The following is a 23,961-nucleotide window of genomic DNA, read 5'->3' as shown; positions in this document are numbered from 1 at the left end:
GAGGATATACAAAAAGTCTTACCACTCACCTATAACTTCTATCTATAAAGATCTTTGAGCTGCCGGTTCCAATACCGACATTTGTCCCATGTTCATCTTAATCATGTGATCAGCAAGATGAAAATAATGATCGTCATGGGTTATAGCAATAATACATTTCCCGCTGGCTTTCATTTCCGGCAATAGGACTTCGTAAAAGAAACGACGATATTCAGGATCTTGATCTGCGGCCCATTCATCAAAAAGACAGATCGGCTTGTCCTCAAGATAGGTGATGAGGAGGGCCAGCCTTTTTTTCTGACCTGTTGATAGTTTCGTCGTACTGAATACCCCATTTTGTATCTTAAGCTTATCTTGTAAATCCAAGCGTTCCAGGTAATAATTCATTTCCATTTCCTTTGCTTGCCAATCTATTCCGTAAAAACGATCAAACAAATGATAATCTCCGAAAATAGCAGAATAGTATTGCCCTAATTCCATAGGTGAAACCGACTCTCCATTTAGGGTTATATGTCCGGCATCTGGTTCATACAACCCTGTAAGAAGCTTTGCTAGTGTTGATTTTCCACTTCCGTTCCCCCCTGTAATAAAAACAATGGTTCCACCTCGAAACTCATAATTGATCGGACCTACCTCAAAGCTTGAATGAGTTACATCATTTGCCCCATTATAGCTGTATGTCACGTCCTTCATCCTCAATTGAACAGACTCAGATTCAATAAAATTATGGCCATCAGTTGGAAGTTCCTCAAGCGAATTCAACTCTTTATTCATCTGCTTGATTCGGTCCCAGCTTACTCGAATTTGCGCAAAATGAGGCACGCTATCAAGCAGCTGGTTGACAGGACCTGTCATGTACAAAAAAACAAACACATAGTTACTTAGCATAATTTGATCCATTTGCTTAAAGATCTCTGGAAAAACAAAAACAACACAGCCAATGACCAGGACAAATAACAGTTCACCCAATACGAAAATATCAGAATACCGCAACTGGTATATATTTCGCTTTTCTTTGTAACTGTTACAGCTCTCCTGAATTCCTTTACGGAAATCACGACGTTTCTTGATGTTCAGTGTAAGCTCTTTGAACCCATTCAGCATGTCTGAGATAAAACCGAAAAAAACATTTTGCAAGTCACGAGTTTCCTCCATGATTTTGTTGGCACGGTTACCGACAACTAAATACAGAATGGCTAAAAAGACGATGATGACAATGGAAAGGAACAACGCGTATACATTCATCACACCTAGATAAAGAAAGCAAAAAACAAGTGTTATTAAGTTCGTTGCACCTGAAATCACAATTCCGATTGAACGGCTAATGACTTCAGTATCATTGTTAAGTGTTGCCTCAACACGTCCGCGTTCCATTCCTTCCAATGTTGAAAAACGTGTATTTAACAACTTATCAATTAGCTCGATTCGTTTTTCATATATAATCTCATTAGTCAGATTCACGAGCATTGCCCGAACATATCGTTGTCCGACCACATACATCAAAATGGCTATGACAAAGTAGAAAAGCAAGCCATTTGTTAAGTTGTTTGTTCGGACGATTGATTCATTAATGATAAAAATAACAAAGGCATTCCCAACACCGCTTACCACCCCAAGGACAATGGGTTTTAAAAACGATTTCTCCTTTTTCTTCGGAAAAAAGGTGAGAAGCAATGAATAAACAGCATATAAACCTCCTGCTATAATGATAAGCCAAACAGCTGTAAAAACTGTTTCTGGCATCCATACTTGGATAAACCGCCATGTCAGCTTATTAAACAAAATGTCCGGCACTTTATAAATAGCCATTGCCGCAGCTCCGAGCACAAGCAAATGAAGCAAAAGAGAGAAATAATTTCCGATCTTGTTAAAAACTCCGTGTCGATCTCCTCTAATAATGGCTTTAATCGTTGTAAGCACATGTATAAAGATAATGATGCTAATTGGCAGTAAGGCAACAATCAGTCCAACTGCAATGGAATCTACTTTTTTATATGTGTCTGACGTTAGCACTGGTGGTTCTTCCCCAATCAATTGATGAAGAATACCTTGACCAATGACCTGGGTGTAATCGGTGTTAATATTCGCTAAAACAACAACCCCGATTTCCTCTCCTGGACGCATACTAACAAACGATGAAAAAGTAGGGTTATTTCCGGCATGTGAGATCTCACCTTCACCCTTCTGAAACACATCCCATCCTGCAGCATAAGAGGAACCATTGAAATCCGGTTTGACAGTACGATTTGCTAGATGGGAAGCTTCGATCAGTGAGAAATCGAAGCTTCCATTACGTGCAGTGCCAAGTTGAATTTTAAGCCATAAAGCCATATCCCGAGCATTGCTCATAACATATCCCGCTGGTGCATTCCCTACATAAAATGGAGGTTTATATGAACGTGGATCTGTATAGCCAAATTTATATCCTGTCGCTGCTTCTTCAGGCACCCCAGGTTCTTTCAATACAAATGTACCTGTCAGTCCTAAAGGTTTAAAGATTTGTTCCCCCATATAATCGGCATAGGATTGTCCTGTCACCCTTTCAATCACAAGCCCCAGGACATCATAATTGATCGTTGCATATTCAAAGCTTTCACCAGGTTCCCTGTTTAACTGGTAATCTTCGAGGATACGTACCGTATTCTCTAAAGCATCCTCACCATAGCCGTCTGGTAGCTTTCCGATTGTCTCAAATGGAATCCCACTAGTATGATGAAGCAATTGCTCGATTGTAATCACCGCAGGTTTTCCATTAAACGTAACCTGCAGCCAAGGGATATAGTGGTCAACAGGATCGTTCAGTTTCAGCTTTCCTTCTTTCTCAAGCTTTAACACTGCAAGAGCTGTAAAGGCCTTGCTATTAGAGCCAATCTCAAAGAGAGTAGAATCTGACACTGGTGTCTTTTCTGATAGATCAGAATAACCAAATCCCTGCTGATACAATGTCTCTTTTCCCGTTACAATCGTGACAGACATGCCGGGTATTTCTGCTTTCTTCATTTGTTCCTGTACCCACTGCTCGATTTCACTGATCCGTTCAAGTGATACGTTTGGTTGAACATCTGCAATGGTGAATGCTTTTTGAGGAAATAACAGAAACAGTATCATCATAAAAAAACAGATTGTTCGTTTTTGTAAAAATGGAGAATTCAATGGTTATTCTCCCTTCCATTCACCGTAATCTTCCGGATATAATTTTTTTGTTCCATATTCTCTCTCTAAAAATCAACATCAAGTGAAAAAATGATTTTAACAAAGAGTCTTTAATTTCTTGTTCTGACACGACGTTCGACCTTTTTAAAACGAATGCCTGGGTCATGGATCGGCTCGGTTTTTTTGTTTTCAATCACTTTCGCCAAGCTGCGGATCGTGAGTGCTTCAAACATTTCCCGAAGTGAGAGCGAACATTCAAAAGTTGAATTAATTCGTGCAACAACGGCAGTTGCTTTTAAGGAATGTCCCCCTAACTCGAAGAAACTATCAGTTACACTGACCTCTTGTAGTTGTAATATCTCTCTCCAAATCTTTAAAATAACTGCTTCTGTTTCTGTTTGAGGAGCTACCAATTCCCGTGTTCGTTCCTGGATGGTTTCCTGCTTAATTAAAGCTTTTTTGTCTATTTTACCGCTGGCAGTTAACGGCATTTTCTTAACGAAGATGATCTGCTGCGGCACCATGTAATCTGGTAGCCTTTGTTTTATATCTTCTAGCAGTCCTTCAGGGTTTATTGGTATCCAGCCACCTTCTTCTTTTTTAGCCGGTAGAAAGTGTTGGAACCATACACTCGGATCCTGGTAAACTCCACATCTTTTCTCAATGTCGATCCAAACTGGTTGTAACGTATCCTTTAGGTGGTAATAGCCGGTTTTTGAGAATGTCGTATTTGTCCAATGTTCCCAATCCTCTATACTACCCTCGATACGTTGTGAGGCTTCTGCATTTTTCAAAATTTCTCCGCCTGCTTTGATATGTGTTCGTAGCCAATGATCAACAGGAAATCCATCTTCCCTAGTAAGTTGACAATATTCAGAAAATGAATGTTTAGGATATAAACTTTTACCCGTGGGACGAACGGGGAGGATGATACGCTTCAGTTTATGTCCGGCAGCAAGCTTCTTGAATGCTTCGATAAGTATGGATGCATAGCCTTGACCTTGATAGGTTTCATTAACGACACCTGCTAACACAAGTAAGGTGTCTGGCATGGTATTCTTATCCGGTTGTTCCATTCCGCGTACCAGTCCGGCATCCCATCCATCAGGCAGATCTTCAAGTGTGCCGTCCCAACTGATCGGTATTGTATTACCGACAGCCGCAATATCCCCATTTTCCAATGTTAAAGCGATCTGATAATCTGGAAATCTATGAAATAATTTCGGCCAATTTGCTACCATGATCTCATCTCCGAAGAAATAAGCCGGCCAAGCCTTGTCTATGCAGTCGATTCATCCCATCCTGTAAGTTAGGTATTTGTGAAATCGTAAACAGATTGAGCTTTTTGTTGTGATTGAATAGTTGCATTTTGTCTGCAAGCTCAACATATGCAATCAGTCCATCTTGACGTTCGTCCTTCTGATGTAAGACAGCTGAACGGCCGATTTCCGGATGCTGCATTAGCACGGTTTCTACTTCTTCTAATTCCACCCGGTTGCCGCGGACCTTTACTTGATTATCCTTTCGTCCGATATACTCGATCATTCCATCTTTCGCATAACGGACAATATCTCCTGTTTTGTAAAGTCTGCTTCCAGGTTCTTTGGAAAATGGGTGATCTATAAAGCTTTCTTCCGTTTTTATAGGATCGTTCAAGTATCCGCGGGCAAGACCATCAGATTGAATATATAACTCACCTGGAACACCGATTGGTACAATATTCAACCATTCGTCTAACACATACATCTTTGTGTTAGCGATCGGCTTTCCGATTGGTACGATATCACCTTCAAATTCCCTGTTACATTCAAATACAGCAGAATCAACAGTCACTTCAGTTGGCCCATAATGATTGCTTAATCGGCAATTGAACTGCTCCTTGAATTTGTCATGTATTTTACGTGTTAATGGTGCTCCACCACAAATGACATACCGTAAAAACGGTAACTCAGGAATGTCGTTATTCCGTCGCGCATGTATAAATTCCTCCAACATGATCGGAACAAATTGAAGAAATGCTACTTGATGTTGATAGGCCAGCTCACCTAGTGCGAGCACATTTTTTAATTCTTCCTGTTGCGGGATGACAATTTTAGCCCCTTGAGTTAATGGCCAAAATATTTCTAATAATGAAGCATCAAATGAATATGGTGTCATCATCAGGACTGAATCTTTTAATTGAAGTGGATACTCTTGTGTTAACCATGTAAAAAGATTAACAACACCCCGGTGTTCAATTTCTATTCCTTTAGGTTTATTCGTCGTACCTGATGTAAACAATACGTACGCTAGATGATGAGAGTTTATCAGGTTATTGACGTTATGTTTTGGCATTGTAGACAGTGAGAGCTGAATACGATCATATTCTAGAATTCTTCCATTGAACTCTTCTATGCCAGAGCTATTCGTGCTATTTGTAACAATGTATGATAGTGTGGCTGTCTTCGAGATTTCCAGCTTTCGTGCGTTCGGCAGCTCTGGGGTGAGGGGTACATACACAGCTCCTGCCTTCATGATGGCAAGAAGTGAAATGATCAGCTCAGCAGAATGATCGAATATGACCCCGATCTTTTCTTCCGACTTCACCCCTAGGCTAACCAAATAATGAGCAAGTTGATTTGCCCTCTCGTTTAGCTGATTGTACGTTAACGTATTCCCTTGTTTATACAAAGCAGGTATATCCGGCGTTTTTGCTGCTTGTTTTTCAATAAGTTGATGAATGCACAGCTGATTCTCGTAAGATTGTTCGGTTTTATTCCACTCAACCGTCATTTTGTGCCCCTCAATCTCATTAACCATTTGGTATTTTTTGATTGACAGATCAGGCGAAGCAATAACTTGCTGTGCCAGCAGAATGAATTGCTCGACTAAACGCTCTGCTGTCGATTTCTTAAAAAGATCACTATTATAATTCAAGTTGATTTCGATGCCATGTTCCAGCTCATCAAATGCAAATGAAAGATCAAATCGTGAGCTATCTTCAACAAAGTCAAAGATACGCGGGTTAAAGCTCAAGCCTTCAAAATGAAGTGATGTTAATAATTTCTGTTTATTATTTTGTAATCCATACATAACAGAAAATAGCTTCGAGCGTGATAGATCCCGATCTATTTTCAACTGATCGATGACGAAATTACTTGGATAAAGATGATTTTCATATGCTTCAATGGCCGTTTGTTTACTGTGCTCGGCCAACTGTGCAAATGTCATTTTCTCTGTAATCTCACAGGATAACGGAATAGCAGTAGCAAATAATCCAATCATATGCTCAAGATTGATGTCATCACGATTAACAATTGGTGACCCGACGGTGAAACGATTTTGTCCGCTGAGTCGGTGCAACTGTAAATTGAGAACCGATAGTAAAAACATATACAATGTCATGCCATTTTGCTGACAGTAGTCTTCAATCTGTTTCTGTAAATCATTGTCAATATTGGCGAGAATCGTTCCCCCATTAAACGTAACGACTGGAGGCCGCTGATAATCTGTCGGCAGCTCAAGTGGAGGCGGAACATCAGCAAATTTATTCAACCAATATTGCCGTTCTTTCTCAAGGGAGCCATCACGGATTGATGAATTCATCCATTCAGCATAATCCGTATATTCAATTTGCAGTTCAGGTAAGTCTGGTTTTCTGTCTAATGAATAAGCATTATATAGTTCGCTAAGTTCTGAAACAAGATTCATAGAAGAAGTCTCATCCCAAATAATGTGATGTGCAGCAAACATCATCAAAAATTGCTTTTGTCTATATTCCACTAATCTAACTGAAAATAATGGACCTTTTTCAAAATCAAACACTTGATTATTATGGATATATGCAACTTTTCGAATATCCTCATTCATTTCATTCTCTAGTACATGGTTCCGATTTTCATAAATGTGATTTAGTTGAAACGGTAGCTCACTTGATACGATTTGCTGAGGTACTCCGTCTGCATTTCGAAAACGGATGCGTAATGCCGAATGCCGACTTATCAGATGCTGCCATGCTTTCTCAAATGCTGCTAAATTCATTTCACCTGTAAACATTAATTCAAAGCTCACATTGTAAAACGGATTTTCTGGTTCAAGTTCGTGAAGATACCATTCAGGCAATTGAACTGGAGCCAAATCGTATACTTCTTTCTTAGGATATTGACGAATTTGATTTCTGGTTATTTTCGTATCTTGACCTGTTTCAAGATCAATAGCAGATGCGAGATCTTTAAGGACAGGAGTAACAAATATTTGCTGCAAGGCAATTGAAATGTTAAATTGATCGCGAATACGATTGACAACTTTAACTGCATTGATTGAATTACCGCCTATATGAAAAAACTGATCTTCTCTACTGATTTGATTCTGTTCCAAAATATCTTTCCAAATAAGTGAAAGCTTTTCTTCAGTAGACGTGCTCAATTCAACCGATTTAGGGTGTGTTGAGATTTCCTGCTCCGCTATTTGCAGAAGCATTTTACGGTTTATTTTCTCGCTTGTCAGCAAAGGCATTTTGTCAATCTTGATCGTGATTGCAGGTACCATATAATAAGGAAGCTTTTCCTGCAAATAGCTTCGCAGGTGGTTTGAATCCAGTTTGTGCTTGCTTGTATAAAAGGCAATGAGAATGGAATCACCGTTATGTTGTTTTTTGACAATAACGGCTGCTTCACTAACCTGCTCATGTTGATTAATGGTTGCTTCTATTTCTCCAAGCTCAATTCTAAACCCGCGTATTTTTACCTGAAAATCAATTCTGCTTGTAAACTCAAGACTTCCATCCGGTAACCAACACCCAAGGTCACCTGTCCGGTATGCTGTTTTTTCATTCTCTTGCAGTCCAAATGGGTTATCGATAAATTTTTGTTCAGTCAATTTTTGATTTTGCCAATATCCTTTACCTACCCCAATACCTGCGATCAAGATTTCCCCTTTAACCCCGATAGGAGCTAACTGATTAAATTGATCCACAATATACAAACGCATATTTGGCAGCGGTTTGCCTATTGGAATACGCATATTTTTTTGTTCATTATTTTCTTCTTTCCTCATGACATGCTGTGTGACATCATCAGAGCATTCTGTCGGACCATATGCATTAATCAATGGGATATCCGGGAACATTTCAAACCAGCTTGTCACTAACTTACTTGGGAGTTCCTCCCCATTGGTAATCATCCATCGCAATTTAGGAAGACTGCGTTCGTGCTCATTCATGCCATTAACTGTATCTAAGAATGCATATAGTAAAGATGGTACTGTTTCAATTACAGTAATATGATGTGTGCGTAAATGTTCAACTAGCAACGACTGATCACGGCCTGTTTCAAATGTAATAATGGATGTTTCTCCACCGGCAAGAAGTGCAACTAATGATTGCCAGATTGATACATCGAAGCTTATGGATGCATTTTGTCCAACAATATCCTCCTGCGTCAATTGCAAACTGTCTATTTTGCAATAGAGATGATTGATCATCCCGTTATGTCGCACGATTGCTCCCTTTGGATTGCCGGTTGAACCAGACGTATAGATCATATAGGCAGCTTGATCGGCATGTATCTCCACTTTAGGATTATCTGACGAAAAAGCTAAAATTTGTTGAACTGTAACAAGCTCGTGAGTTTTACCGAAATTCTGCATCCCATGCCCGTATATATCACGACAAACAACTGTTTCTACTTTAGCTGTGTCTAGTGCAATAACTCGTTCAATAAATGATTCTTGTGTAATTAGACATGTTGTGGCACTATCGTTCAAAACATACATCACTCGTTCGTCAGGAAGGTTTGGATCAATTGGTACATAAACCGCACCACACTTAAATATGGCTAGTAAAGATGTTAGCCAGTAAATATTACGCTCACTCATAACGGCGACAATTTCACCCGAATTGACACCTTGACTGATAAGGAAATGAGCTAATCGGTTAGCTCTTTCATTCAATTCGTTATAGGTCACCTTTTCATCTAGATAAGAAACAGCATATTGATCCGGCATTTTACGTACCTGTTCTTCAAACAACTTAGGAAACGAAGCATGTACTGGAAAATCCATTGTTAAGTGATTAAAATCATTCAAAATTTGGTTTCGTTCTTGATCTGAGAGCATGTCCATTTGACGAATTGGTCTGTTTGGATGTTCAATTGCCTGTTGAACAAGCGTTAGAAAATGATTGCCCAATCTTTCCATTGTCTCTTGCTCGAACAAGCTTGTTGCATATTGAATATACCCTTCGATCTTTCCTTCCTTTTGAAACAATTCAAAAGCAAAATCAAACGGAGAGTAACGGATTGTAGTAAGCGAATGTTCAAATGAGATCGACAAACCAGGTACTATTTCCCTCACATCTTTTTCATCGGAATGCAGGGTATGCATTTCAAAAAGAACATCATAGACTGGGTGTCTGCTGCTGTTTCGTTGTACCCCTAAATCTTCAACGATTTTATCAAAAGGATATGCTTGGTTTTCCTGGATTCCTAACACAACTTTTTTGATTTTTTTCACAAACTGATGAAATGTTTCTTCCCCTTTTACCTGATTGCGGACCGGCAGCGTATTAATAAAGCTGCCAATCACAGACTTAAGTTCAGGATGAAATCGGCCGGAGTAAGAAGTTCCGACAATGATGTCATCATTGCGGGTATATTTTGCAAGGAGCACATTCATCACTCCAAGCAAGAACATATAGACACTAACATCCATTCGTTCACACGCTTTTTTTAAGTTTGTGAGCCATTCACCTTCAATAACTAATGGAACGGCCGCTCCCTTATAGGACCTTTCTTTTTCACGTTGACGATCAAGTGGAAAGTTGAGATCAGGAAGCTCATCAGCTAGTGTATTCAACCAAAATTCCCTTTGCTCTCCAAGTTCACCTGTTGATGGGTGTAACATGCTATTATGCCAATGGGCATAATCACTATATTGAATACCCGGTTCAGGGAGCGGATTTGACATCATGTTTACATTAGCACGATACAAAGCCATTAACTCTGAAAGGATAATGTCAAGCGCCAAACCATCAGCAATGCTATGGTGTGCAACGATTAAGCATACATGTTTTTCGGCGGAAAACCTGTATAGCAATACTCTTACCAATGGCGCCTTGTCTGAGATCGAAAGGTGTAGTTAATTCTTCTTGTATCCATTGTTCTACTTGGACTTCAGGTTGATCAGCATTCACTACTTTAACGGGTACTGATATGTCTAATTTATGAAAAACCAGCTGCAAGGGCGTTCCATTTTCTTCTTTGAAACACGTGCGCAGCGATTGATGGCGATCTGTAAGATCTTGAATCGTTTTTTGAAAGATGGAAATGTCCAATTGTCCAGTAAGGGTAAAGACCGTTGAAACATTTGACATTGAACGGATCGATTCATCATTGGAATAATCAAACTGGTCCAAGAACCAAAAACGCTTTTGAGTATGAGAGACTTCATATTTATTGAAAGTTTGGTCAGTTTGTGTTTTCATCTTGTGAACTTCCTTTCCGTGCTTTTACTTGTTACTCTCGTTTCATAAAGGGGTTGCTTTTGGAATGGAACTAATCGTTTCTTTAGATTTCGGCACATTTACTTGACTATGAACATACCGGCTAAGTGAATCGATCGTATCATGTTGAAACAATATATTTGCATCCAGTTGGAGTTGGTACTTTTGTGATAATTCGTAAGCAATATCAATTCCTTGTATGGAATCCCCGCCAAAAGAAAAATAGTTTTCATGTATATCAGGCTCTTCCTCTAATTCCAATACATTGGTCCAAGTAGCCGCAACAAAACTCCTAATTTCATCTATCGATGCACTAGTGCTCGTCTGTTCAACTGGTTGTTGCATGTCATCCTGTAGTTCTTTAGAAAGCTCAAAAAAGGCAATGTTTTTTATTTCCTCTAAATCCTGACTGTTAAATCCTGTAACAAGAGTATGGCTTGAGTTTGTCCTTAGCAATTTATGAAAAGCAGCTACACCAATCTGCGGATCAAAACCTAGAATTAGTGGTGATAATCGTTTGATGTTGTGAATCATAGTTTGTTCGTTATCTTCTGTTGCGGCTTTCCCCATTCCTGTCAACTGCCAACCGCCCCATTGAATGGAAATGAAATTCCGGCCATATTGTCTTTGTTTTAAAGCATATTGATCCATAAAATAGTTCGCACTTGAATATGGACCTTGATTCGCCTCTGGTAATACCGAATCAACAGACGAAAATAAAAAGAAGAAATCGAGCATTTGATCACTCAGTAACAGATCAAGAAAAACTGTGCCATATACTTTTGCGCCATAGACTTCATGGAAGTCATCAAGAGTGGCATCTTGTAGTGATACATGCCTCCCTTTCAAACCGGCTGTGTGAATAACCCCGTCTACTCTTCCGTAAGTTGTCTTAATCTGTTCAATAACTAAACGCAAATTTTCGTAATCTGCTATATCTGTCGTGAAGTATTCTACTTTTGCTCCCATATCTGATAATTGATTTAATGAATCAAGCTGGGTTTTATTTAACTTTTCACGTTCTGTCCTTCCAAGGATCAGAAGGGTAGCATGTATGTTTGTTGCGATTGAATGACAGATTTTCATCCCAATTCCACCTGTACCACCTGTGACAATGTATATTCCGTCATTCCGGAAAGGTTCTCTCGGAGGAACCGTGATCTTTTGCCTTTGCAACTGCTTCACATAGCGAATACCACTGCGATAGGCAGATTCCTTCATTTCCTGCTCCCAAATAATCTCTTCATACATATAATCAGCTATCATCTCTGGTGTTAGTTCATACTCAGAAAAATCGATGCAATAAGTGTTTAACTGTTCATATTCCTGATTGAGATTCCGGTTAAGAGATACTGTAAAACTTTGCATCGGATTTACAGGAGGATCTCCGGATACTATTTTGTCGGCATTAAGGGTGAGTTGAAACATAAAAATCGGGTTTTCCTTTGATCTCAACCCTAACTGTTTTCCTAAATCGGACACAGGTTGTATATGGTGGTCTACTATTGAAGCGAACTGCCCAGGAAGTCTATATATCGGATCTTGACTGTTTGCAGTCTGGTTATCTTCTGGCAAACGGATATATGCACCAATTTTATGGCCGTCTTTCTCCAGTACACATAACACGTTTTCCAAATCTCGAGTGTTAAGACTATTAATCTCAAACTCTTCTTGATTTTGTTGATTAAATCGTTTACCATAGTAGATTTTCACGACTGTTAAACCGTCATTTCGTAACCTTTCAGCAAGCCTGTTTTGCAAAAGATCATTATGACCAGCAATTAAAATAGATCCATTGATTTTACGTTTTTTTCCTCTTGCTAATTCATCCGGGGTCCATACCAATTGATGGAGTAAAGGATTTTCTTCTTTTGTTTCAATCTTTGAAAAATGAGTCATCGTTTTGTTTTTATTTTTCACTTGACTCATATCAAACCAATATGATTTGCGCTCAAATGGATAGACTGGTAGTGAGATGACATTGCCGGATTGAATGGCCTCAAATGATAAATTATGTCCTGCTTGGTAAAGATGAGAAAGAGCCGTTAGAAAACCAGCCTTTCCTTTTTCTAATGGAAAGAGATCGATCTTCCCTTCATTCTGTTCTAAATAGAGCTCCTCAGATGGACATAAACCGACCGAAAGAATGGTGTCTTTGTTAATTTCTTGTCTTCTCGATGCATCATTGTCATATTTATTTATGTTTTTCACTATGTCTGCGAACGTTGTCGATCCATCGAAAATATCAGCTACTGCAGCTCCAACTCCTAATCCAGTCACGGAAAAGTTTAATCCAGTTCGGCTAAGCAGCTTTTTCATTCCAATTAAAAAGGAAAGATAACTTACTATCTGCTGTACATATTCTTGACCAGAATAATTCGCTATTTGTTTATTGAATTCTTCGACCTCTTCGCTACTTAAGAGACCTGATTGACATAACTCTGCATACAATTTTTCGGAACCCTCTTCATAATCTTGCATCAATACGGTTACAGGTTCTGGCTGTTTCGCCTCATGTATATCTGCATTTGTCATCAGCACCAGTTTGTTGCTCAATTCTGATCCATTTTGTACAACAGTTGAAAACCTGTAACGATGTTGACTGCGACGGCAATTAAGCGTGTAACTGAGATCTTTAAGGAGAAGATCATTCCTTTCTTCCAAATACGTATGAAGATCGTCGATTCTCTTTGTTAATAAATGTTCGGAAGATTCCGACACGGTAATCAGATATGGACCCTTGTCCTGAATCGTTTTCACTTCCGCAATATCTGGTGGAGTTGTTTCGAACTTTTCCAACACGACATGTACATTTGTTCCACTTAATCCAAAGGAACTAACACCTGCTCTTGCAGGGTGAGTGCTTTGTGATGTTAAAGGACGTAATTCGGTATTTACAAGGACCGGTGATTCGTCAAAATGAATAAATGAATTTAAACTGGATGCATGAAGCGTTGCCGGCATAAGATTATGTTTCAAGCTAAGAGCCGCTTTTGCCAAGCCCGCTAATCCTGCAGCACTATCCAAATGACCTATATTCGATTTAATCGATCCGAGACCGATAAATTGATTCTGATCGGTATAAGATTGGTATGCTTTTTGTATACCTTTGATTTCAATTGGATCACCAAGCTTTGTTCCGGTTCCATGTGCTTCAATATAGGAAATCGTAGATGGATCGATTCCTGCATCCTTCCACGCATGCAGCAATGTTTCCGCTTGTGCATCAGGACTAGGTGATGTGATGCCATTTGATCTGGCCCCATCCTGAACAACTGCACTTCCTTTAATAACAGAGTAGATCCTGTCATGATCATGTAAAGCCTGCTCAACTGGTTTTAGGAGTACACAGATGCACCCTTCTCCTCCAATTGTTCCATCTGCTTCATCACTAAATGGCTTGCAGCTTTCTGTTGGTGATACGATGCTAGATTCCATCGCTTCTTCACGGTTTACAGGTGCAATATCCAAATGAATACCGCCTACCATTGCCATTTCACATTCATTGTTTCTTAATGATTGAACGGCTGTGTGTAATGCCACTAAGGATGATGAACATGCCGTATCGATGACGAAAGAAGGTCCATTGAATCCAAAATGGTATGACAAGCGTCCAGCTAAATTGGCCGGAAGATTACTAGCAAACAATTCATCTATTTTTACGTCTAAATATTGATGATAAACTGGCAGCACAGCCCCCATAAAGACACCGACTGATCGATTTTTTACTTGTTCACGGGTATAACCCGCATCTTCTAAAGTATGATAGGTCGTCTCAAGCATCATTCTTTGATTAGGCTCCATATATTTGGCGATCTTTGGTGAAATGTCAAAAAACTGAGGGTCAAACTCATCAATTCCCTCTAGATAGCCGTATCGTAAATAGTTCTTTCCTTTATATCCTGTTGGATCTAATTTTTTTCTGGATTGCGGGATTTCTTTAATTGTTTCTCTGCCCTCTTTCAGCAACTCCCAGAAAGCGTCAGGTCCAGTTATGTCTGGTAATCGGATTCCTATCCCGATAATGGCGATATCTTTGTTATTCATCTCTGTTTTTGGATGATCCTTAATAGAATCAACAGTTTCGGTCCCGCTATCCTTCGTTGGCCCTGCTATATAATCTGACAATTCAGCTATCGTATGATAAGTAAAGAAATCACTTATTTCTAGTGAAATATTCGGCATTTCTTTCTTTATCCTGCTGAAGATCCTCATTAGCTGGATGGAGTTACCACCAAGTTCAAAAAAGTTAGAATGGATCCCGATACTAGGGTGGTTTAGGATACTTTTCCAAATTTCAACAAGTTTGCTGTCTAACTCATGACGTGGCAAACTATTGTCTTGGTTTCCTCGATCTTGTTCAATTTCAAATTGCTCAAGTGCTTGACGATTTATTTTTCCATTAGGTGTCTTTGGATACTCTTCAACATAGTGATAAAAGACTGGAATCATATAGTCCGGTAAAATGGATGCCAAAAATGTTCTCAGTTCACGTATTTCAGGCTTCTTGTGAGATTTCAGAAACGCACAAAGGACTGGATGATTCTGCTTGTTTCTTTGTACAACCACGACAGCATCCAAGATCAAAGGATATTGAAGCAGTGCATCTTCAATCTCACCAGGCTCAACACGGTACCCGCGAATCTTGATTTGATTATCTATGCGGCCAATATATTGAACATTCCCGTCAGGCAACCACTTTCCGGCATCACCTGTTTTGTACATTTTGACTCCAGGAATATCACTGAATGGGTTTGGAATGAACCGCTCATCCGTTCGTTCAGACTGATTCAGATAACCTTTTGATAAACCAATTCCGCTAACGCAAATTTCTCCTGGAACACCAATCGGACATAACCGGTGATCCTTATCCAAAATATAGACTTTTAAATTACTGCGGGGTTTACCAACAAGCGAGATCTCGTTGTCATCATCCCCTGCAAAATGATAGGTACAAGTTTCGACCGTTGTTTCGGCAGGTCCATATCCATTTATGATTTTTCCATGGGAATTAAGCAGCTTTTTACATTTTCTAACAAGACTTATTGGTACATATTCACTTCCTAGGGATAAGGATGTTAATGCAGGTAAAACTGGGATTTCATCCTCTTCCTCAGCCTGCTCCACCAACACGTTCATCACGACAGGAATTTCATCCAAGTTGTTAATTTTATGTTGTTTTAGATACTGTAAATACTGCTTTGCATCTTTGCGGACGTTTGGGTTAAGCAGATGCAAGGTTCCTCCTGAAACTAAAGGTGGGAAAATTTGCTGGACTGAACTATCAAACGCATAAGAGTTGGATAACAATACTTGATAACCAACTTTATGTTCGTATTCCTCCACAGCCCAAAGGACAAATTCAGTAAATGCCTGCTGATCAATCATGACTCCTTTTGGCCGTCCGGTTGATCCTGATGTATAAATGACATAGGCCATTGAAAAGTCAACGATCTTCCTATCTGTATCTTCTTGTGTACTTCTTGAATCATGGTTAAACGTTTCGCAGTTGCCATGATGGACAATAACAGTAGATGCGGCCATGCTCCCCGCCATTTCCAAGTATTGTTCAGACGTTACGATCGTTTGGACTTGGCTATTGTTTATAATATAGCGGATTCGTTCCTCAGGATAATGAGGATCTATCGGCAAATAAGCACTACCTGAACCAAGGACTCCCAAGATGGCTGTCATCATATCTGTCGACCAATCCATCAAAATGGCTACGATCGATCCTTCTCCTTCACCTTGTTGTTGAAGATGGTTTGCAAGATGTTCCGCTCTCATTGCTAACTCACGGTAAATGATTTGCTCATCTTTGTATACAACTGCCGGCAGCTCAGGTGTTGCTTGTGCTTGTTGAACAAACAATTCATAAACAGTCTTCTCCTGATTATGATAAAATGTTTCGGTTTGGTTAAATTTCTGTAAGAGTTGATTTCTCTCGTCTCCTGTCACAAGCTCTATAGATGATAACTCTTTATCAGGCTGTGTTGTGATCTGATCTAAGACGACGAAAAAGTGCTTTGCCATCTTTTGTATTGCCTGCACTGTCAAACAAATCTGCTTGATAATCAAGTTTTAATTCCGGTTTGCCTGCTAACAAAAATGAGACAGTTAATTCGTAATGATTTACTTCTGTTTCCTCATAGCCTGTAATAGTAAAACCAGTATAGTTGCCTTTTGAAAGTTGTTGATCAAGCGGATAGTTCTCAAACACCAGGAAATGATTGAAAAGTGGTTCAGACCCACTCCTTTGAACAACAGCTTGAATGTCACTAAGTGGTAAGTGTTCGACTTCTTTAAGTCGAATTAATTGCTGATGAACGTTCCGGACATAATTAACCGCTGTTAGGTCCTGTTCACTTTTCACAATAACTGGAATGGTATTGATAAATAAACCGACCATCTGCTCAACCCCGATTAACTCCTCCGGTCGTCCCGAAACGGTCAAGCCGAAAATGGCTTCATCACTGTTATTGTATCGTTGCAGCATTAGCCCCCAAGCAGCATTGATCACTGCATTTACCGTAACCCCATAGGCTTTGGAAAAGGCTTCAATCTTCGGCATGATTTCTTCCATAGACAAGGATTCATGTTGAACATTCCTGTCCAACTGCTTACTATGCGAACGGGTAGGTAATTTTGTATAAGTTGATAATGAGTTCAACTCTTGTTTCCAAAATTCACCTGCTTGGTGATGATTGTAATTTTGCAGCCATTTTATGTATGATTTATAATTAGGTTTATTCTGCATTTTTACTTTTTCGTTTTTTGAGATCTGATCATAGGCTTGGAACCATTCGCTAAGCAGGAGTCCGAGTGACCAGCCATCTAAAATGATATGGTGAAATTGCAGTAATATATGGTACTTCTCTACATCTTCTCGGCATAAAACCACTCGCAGCAACGGTCCTTTTGTTAAATCGAACCCCTTCTTTTGTTCTCGCCTTTTAATGATTTCGATTTGGTTCTCCTTTTCTGCAGCAGATAATACAGAAATGTCCTCTTCTTCAATTTTGACTGTCATCTTTTTCATGACAATTTGTACGGGCTGATTGATTTTCTCCCAGCGAAAAACAGATCTCAAGCATTCATTTTCCTGTGAAACCATTTCCAATGCCTGTTCTAATCGTTCTTTTACCACTGTTCCTTCTACCTGAAGCATCACTTGGCTAATATATAGTGGTAGACCAGGGTCTTTCAAACAATGGTATAAAATACCTTCTTGTGTTGGCGACAATGCGATAATATCTTCAATCAGGCTATTGGTCTTTTGTTGAGTCATGCTCTCCCCTCCCTTAAATGCTTTACTTCCTAGACATGCTGATGTGTGTACATGTTTTCAATCTTTCGTAGATTTCGAATGATATTTTCCACATGATCATGAATGAGAGTGATGCGAAACCACGTTTCATTGGAATGGGCCGGAATCCCAAATACATTTCCTGGAAGCACCCCGCATTTTGCTTCATGAAATAATTGGTTAAAAAAAGCATGGTCATGATCGGAATGCAGTTCAGGATTCATTTTGATAAAAAATACATTTCCAATTTTCTGGTTTACATAATCAGTGAATACATTGGACTGTGTGACAAAATCAATGAGCTGTGTTAATGCATCCTCTTGGATATCATTTGATCGTTTAATTCTTGATTGATAGTTTTGAAACAAATTCAACTCAGTCATTTTATTAAAAAGTTGTTCTCCATTTACTTGTTGACTCCAACCGAATAAACCTTGCGTAAAAAACTTCATGTCTTCAAGGATTGGTTCCTCTTTAACGATCGTTTTGTATTTAAAATATAAATTCAATGCAAAGTAAACGAGTGAATGAGTATTCAGACTGTTTTCCATCGATGAAATCATATATTTGTACTTTTCTGTAAGGCGTGGATCTCCAAACCAATATCCAGTACGATAACCGGAATAAAAAGGTGTATCCTTCGAGCATCCGTATACTTTAACAACATATTCCAAACGGTCGGTCAAATGAAAGATTTCTGTAAACCCCTCTCCCGGGGGAAGACAAGGTCTTGATAAATGTTATCTGCAATAAGAAATACTTCATTTTCCTGGCATAGCTCCACGATTTTCTTTAATTCTTCCACATTATCGCCTTCATACGTTGATTGAGCAGGATTGTTGGGATAAGTAATAACAACAGCTGCCGTTGAAGGAGAAATGACACTCTCTATCTCTTCGCAAGTTGGCAAAAAATGATTCTCTCGTTTTGTATGTACATATCGAGGCGTTACTTTCCCTTGAAGATTTGAAAGTTGGGCTGTATAGACGGTATAGTTAGGTAAAATTAAAACCACTTCCGGTTTTTCCGTCATACCTTCCTCTTGCTTGTGCTTCAAAATAGCATTAATTACACCATTCATCACATTTGTGCAGCCATTGCCACAGCCGATTCCCGCCTGATTCACTAGTTTTCTCGTAATCTCTTCCCGGCTCGGTACATGCTCGAGCAGTCTAGCTAATTCCAGTGCACGGATCAATTCATGCATCTCTGTATATCCGTCTGGTGACGTATAGCCAGGTTCGATTGAGTGCAGATTTGCCATCTCTGTTCTTGTGAAAATCTCGGGAAATAGATTGATATTAAAGTTCATATTATCCAACACATCGATCTTTTCACGTCTGTCAAAAATAATGCTCCAATATTGAATCAATCGTTGGTACATTTCTAAATTTTCAATGTCTTCTTTGTAATAAGCATTTATCGACACAGAAACACTTCTTTCTATTGGGAGATTTTTTAGTCCATTAATAGTAAGTCCAAATCTTCCTGATCTAACTTAACCGTGTCAAAATCAGATGGAGTAAACTCGATGTTTTGTTTGTTCAAGCAATGATCCACGATTTCTTTTAGATTCTTGATCCACTCATCCATAAATCGGGATATCCATTCCTCACTGAATTGACGAGTAGCATATGTCACAGACAATCGAAGCTGACTTTCAATGATCATCACAGAAACATCTAGTAAAACGTTAAAATTATTTCTTTGTCCGAGATCAGGACCTGTGAATTCCTCTGACAAAGTAAATAGTTCAGAGGTCACCGAATTGTTAAAATCACCAAGATAGTTAAAGCGAATGATCTGTTGTTCATTCGTTTTCGGTAGCAGATGCTTACTGATATAGCGTTTTACTAAATAATCGAATCCTTTATTCGGAACCTGACGAAGCTGTTCTTTCACTGTTTTAATCTGATCGGCTAACTCAGAATTTGGAAATGTGAACAAAACAGGGTAAATACTCGTAAACCACCCCACTGTTCGGGAAACATCGATTTCATCATTCATTTCTTCTCGACCATGTCCTTCCATCTCGATTAAGATGGATTGGTTATTTGTCATATGCTGCATTGTTATAGAAAGCGAGCTTAGTAATAAATCAACAGGTTCGGTCTGGTAAGCATTATTTGTATGGAACAATAATTGCTCTGTTACATCTCTGCTCACTTTTTGACTGACTGTTGCTGTCTGCTTCATTAGTTGTTGACTTTCATCCGTTGTGGCAATGAGTTGAGGACCTTGATGTCCTATGTTTTTCGTCCAATAACACTCATTTTCCGTTTGTAAGCTGGCAGCATATTCTGTCACCTGTTTCGTCCATTTTTGAAACGAGCTTGTTTTAGGTGGAAGCGAGATTTTTAGTAATTGCCTCTTGCTGTCTAAAATTGTTGCCAAGTCTTCAAGCAAAATTCTCCATGAAATACCGTCAACAACAAAATGATGTGCGGTAATTAATAGCCGGTTGCCTTGATCTCCTAAATAAAAGACAGCCGCTTTAATTAACAAACTGTTTTCAAGATCAAAGGATGATTTTATCTTTCTACCAATTTCCGCCATTTCTTGAAGCTGTTGTTGGTATGTCAATTCAGACAAATCAAAGATTTTAAGCTGCACATGTTCATCTAAATGTTTATCGTTATAAAAGAAAACACCATCAGAACGAAGATTAAGCCGTAAGCTATCATGATGTTGTATTAAAACATCCATAGCTGTTTCGATGTCTTTGGATTGTACCGACTTATCAAGTCGCAGCAATACAGATTGATTGTAATATTCCGGCTGTTGATGACCTTGATTAAAGAACCAATAATAGATCGGGGAATAGTTCAGTTCTCCCTCAATTGGTGCTTGTTCATTTTCTTCGTTGGCATGTTCTTTTCTTTTCATATAAGCTGCCATCGTTCCTATATGCGGATAGGCTAATATATCTTTCGTTCTGAGCACATAACCGATTGTGTTCAAACGAGATGATAATTGAATCGCTTTAATCGAATCACCACCAAGTTCATAAAATTGATGGTCCAACCCAATTGGACTAATGCCCAGTACGTCCTCAAGAGCAGCTACTAACAGTCCTTCTTTTTCAGAAAAAGTGAAAGCATCCTGGCTCATTTCCTCTTGGTTACCAGTAGGATCTGGAAGTCTCGAAGTATCGATCTTCCCATTTGTTGTTAATGGCATTTCATCCATAGAAATGATATGCACCGGGACCATATATGCCGGAAGTGATGAGCTCAGGCTCGCCTTTATGACAGATGGATCCATATCTTCCGTTGAAACAATGTAAGCAGACAACTGCTTACGTCCATCCGGCATTTCCCATGCGGATACATATGCATGTGTAATAGTGGATAAAGCCAATAATCTGGCTGCTATTTCTTCTAATTCGATTCTGTATCCATTTATTTTGACTTGATGATTTTTTCTTCCTACATATTCAAGTAACCCGTTTTCGTTAAAACGCACCAAGTCACCAGTTTTGTATAATGTCTTACATGTTAAGAAATGTTTCTCTATGAAATGACGTTTTGTTAAATCGTTACGACACCAATAGCCTTTTGCCACTCCATCGCCGGCAATGTAAAGTTCACCAATGCTTCCCATCGGTAGAGGCTGCTGATAATCATCAAGGACATACAGCTGAACATTATCAGCTGGTTTGCCAATCGGCACCGAATGACCGGTATCTGTTTCTGGATCATATTTATGAATCATACAACCGACTGTTGCTTCTGTCGGTCCATATTCGTTAAAGATCGAAATATTTCTTTGAAATCGTTCATATACAGTTTGCGCTGTTGATACTTTAAGATTTTCTCCCCCGACAATTAACGTTTGAAGTGAACTGTTTTTAAAACATTGCTCATGAAGCAAAGCTAAATGGGCTGGTGTAAGTTTAAGTACGGTTACTTTGTTTTCTTGTAAAATATCGAATAATACGAACCCCTCTTTCGGTTCTTTATATATTCGAATTTCATGCCCTCCAATTAAAGGCGTGAATATGGATGTGACAGTCAAATCGAATGATAAGGGGGAATATAAAGCAAAAACACCTGGTTTTTCATTTGCGTACACTCTATTTGCCCACCAACAGTAATTTGTCAGGCTGCTATGTCTGATCATTACACCTTTGGGTCTTCCTGTTGAACCAGATGTATAGATCATATAAGCCAAATCTTGTGGTCCAGACTGTCTGATATGATGATCTATACATATCGTTTCATCTTTAATCTCCAACTCTGCTACATGTAAAATCTGACCATCAAAGTGAATTTCCTCTGGAAGATCGAAATTTACCACGATACAAGATAAACTACTGTCTTCTATCATTTCTGTAATCCGCTCGGCTGGATAGGTATAATCAATCGGGACATACGCTGCCCCAACCTTTAAAATGGCGAAGATTCCAGCGATAAGTTCCATAGAATGTGAGCCATATACTCCGATTCTCTTCTCCGGTCCAATACCTATTTGGGCAAGTTTACCTGCAAGGTGAACAATCCTATTGTGCAGTTCTCCATAAGTCCAATGGTTAGGACCACTGCTTAAGGCAACCTTTTCCGGGTTAAGCCTAACCTGCTCTTCAAACAATTCCACAACCGTTTTATCTTTTGGATACGGCCTTGTTGTTTGATTAAATGAAACTAGCATTTTTTCTCGTTCTTCTTCAGTTAGGACAGAAAGATCACTCACAATGGAATTCGTGTTTGCCATTACAAATTGTGATAATTGAACAAGTCTACTAGACAGTTGATCAATTTCAGTTTCGCTAAAAACAGATGTTTGATAATCAAATTCCAATGAAAGTTGATTTTCCGCCCATTCGTTTATAACAATTTGCAATGGAAATACTTGCTGACCCGGGTGAATTTCCGTTAATTCGAAATTGTTACTGAACATTTGATTAGATGGAGTAAATGGATAATAATTAACAACTACTTGAAACAAAGAATCATACCCGTGCTTCTTAAGCTGCAGATCTTGAATCAAGAGGTCAAAAGGGTATTTTTGATGATGATAGGAATTGCGGATTTCTCGCTTGACTGTTGAAAGCAGGTCAAGCACTGAGGCATTTTGATCTAGATGTAATAACAAAGGAATTGTGCTCGTAAACATGCCAATTGTCTGTTTTTCCTTAGCACCTGAGCGATTGTACACAGGCATACCAATTGTGAAATTCTGCCTACCGTACAATTTATGTATAGATAAAGAAACTAAAAAAATAAAGAAATCATTTACTGAACAATTATTCTTTTTCGTCCATTGATAAATGGAAGATGTTAATTTACTATCAAGAGAATAGGTTTTTCTTTTAGCCTGGAGCTGATCAGCGTTAAACTGAAAAATCGGCTCCGGTATCAATTCGAATTTTTTGAGCCAATATGCGCTGTCTTTCATTGCACGTATAGAACTGAGGTATTCCTTTTCTCGATTAATGAATTCTAAATAAGAGGTACATTCGATGTAATTAATAGGCTCACCTTTTGATAGCTTCTCGTAGTTGCTGCCAATCTCTTTTGTTAAAATCTCCATAGACCAACCATCAAAAATAAAATGATGCAATTTAGCAAAAATCCCCCAATGATCATCGTCCATTTGATAAATCACGAAATAATAGTGAGGTTGACCATTCAATAATAGTGGGGTATTCTTCTGTTCTTGTAGCCACTGATTGAATGAATGTTGCCGATCAGCTGCACAACGAAAGTCAACAACATTAATTTTTGTGTCATGGATGTTTGAAACCGATTGGACTGTTTTCTCAGATTGTTGGGCTATGATAAGGCGAAATGCTTGATGCTTTTGAATGACAGTGTGGATGGATTGGATCAGTAGTTTGGCGTCTACATACCCTTTAATTTCTCCAATACCACAAATATGATGAATCAACGTATCGGGGTACAACTTTTCATTGTACCAAATTCTTTTTGCGGATGACTTAGCGGATAATTGTGTCCCTTTTCATCTGTTAGATGAACCATTAAGGTGAAAACCTCCTCTTCAACTGAATATCCTAACTTCTATT

The 23,961-nt window shown here is 39.0% G+C and carries 9 protein-coding genes; all 9 read right to left on the bottom strand.

Annotated elements, in window-relative coordinates; translation table 11 throughout:
• Positions 1–42: 42 nt before the first annotated feature.
• A complete protein-coding gene (locus AC0L8O_RS09440) occupies positions 43–3,111 on the bottom strand; it encodes a cyclic peptide export ABC transporter (RefSeq protein WP_473448794.1) in 3,069 nt (1,022 codons plus the stop codon).
• A gap of 152 nt (positions 3,112–3,263) precedes the next feature.
• Positions 3,264–4,394, bottom strand: a complete 1,131-nt coding sequence (locus AC0L8O_RS09435) for a GNAT family N-acetyltransferase (protein ID WP_473447591.1) — start codon at positions 4,392–4,394, stop codon at positions 3,264–3,266.
• A 4-nt stretch (positions 4,395–4,398) separates the two neighbouring features.
• On the bottom strand, positions 4,399–10,224 hold the full coding sequence (locus AC0L8O_RS09430) for an amino acid adenylation domain-containing protein (RefSeq protein WP_473447589.1): 5,826 nt from the start codon (positions 10,222–10,224) through the stop codon (positions 4,399–4,401).
• Positions 10,169–10,612 carry a condensation domain-containing protein gene (locus AC0L8O_RS09425; protein ID WP_473447587.1) on the bottom strand — a complete coding sequence of 148 codons (444 nt, stop codon included), beginning with the start codon at positions 10,610–10,612 and terminating at the stop codon, positions 10,169–10,171. Before AC0L8O_RS09425 ends, AC0L8O_RS09430 begins: the two co-directional genes overlap by 56 nt.
• A gap of 42 nt (positions 10,613–10,654) precedes the next feature.
• Positions 10,655–16,663: an amino acid adenylation domain-containing protein gene (locus AC0L8O_RS09420; RefSeq protein WP_473447585.1), complete on the bottom strand. Its 6,009-nt coding sequence runs from the start codon at positions 16,661–16,663 to the stop codon at positions 10,655–10,657.
• A complete protein-coding gene (locus AC0L8O_RS09415; protein ID WP_473447583.1) occupies positions 16,614–17,918 on the bottom strand; it encodes a condensation domain-containing protein in 1,305 nt (434 codons plus the stop codon). Before AC0L8O_RS09415 ends, AC0L8O_RS09420 begins: the two co-directional genes overlap by 50 nt.
• 29 nt (positions 17,919–17,947) lie before the next feature.
• Positions 17,948–18,622, bottom strand: coding sequence for a hypothetical protein (locus tag AC0L8O_RS09410; protein ID WP_473447581.1), 675 nt, complete (start codon positions 18,620–18,622; stop codon positions 17,948–17,950).
• Positions 18,619–19,365 (bottom strand): aminotransferase class I/II-fold pyridoxal phosphate-dependent enzyme, encoded by a 747-nt coding sequence (locus AC0L8O_RS09405; RefSeq protein WP_473447580.1) that lies wholly within the window; start codon positions 19,363–19,365, stop codon positions 18,619–18,621. The genes AC0L8O_RS09410 and AC0L8O_RS09405 overlap by 4 nt, the downstream gene beginning before the upstream one ends.
• Positions 19,366–19,394: 29 nt before the next feature.
• Entirely contained in the window at positions 19,395–23,858 is a 4,464-nt protein-coding gene (locus AC0L8O_RS09400; protein WP_473448793.1) for an amino acid adenylation domain-containing protein, read from the bottom strand.
• Between the last annotated feature and the right edge of the window lie 103 nt (positions 23,859–23,961).

The organism is Metabacillus sp. KJ11-3, assembly GCF_055808295.1.
Note: the sequence above shows the minus strand (reverse complement) of the source record. Positions and strands in the feature narration are given on the sequence as shown.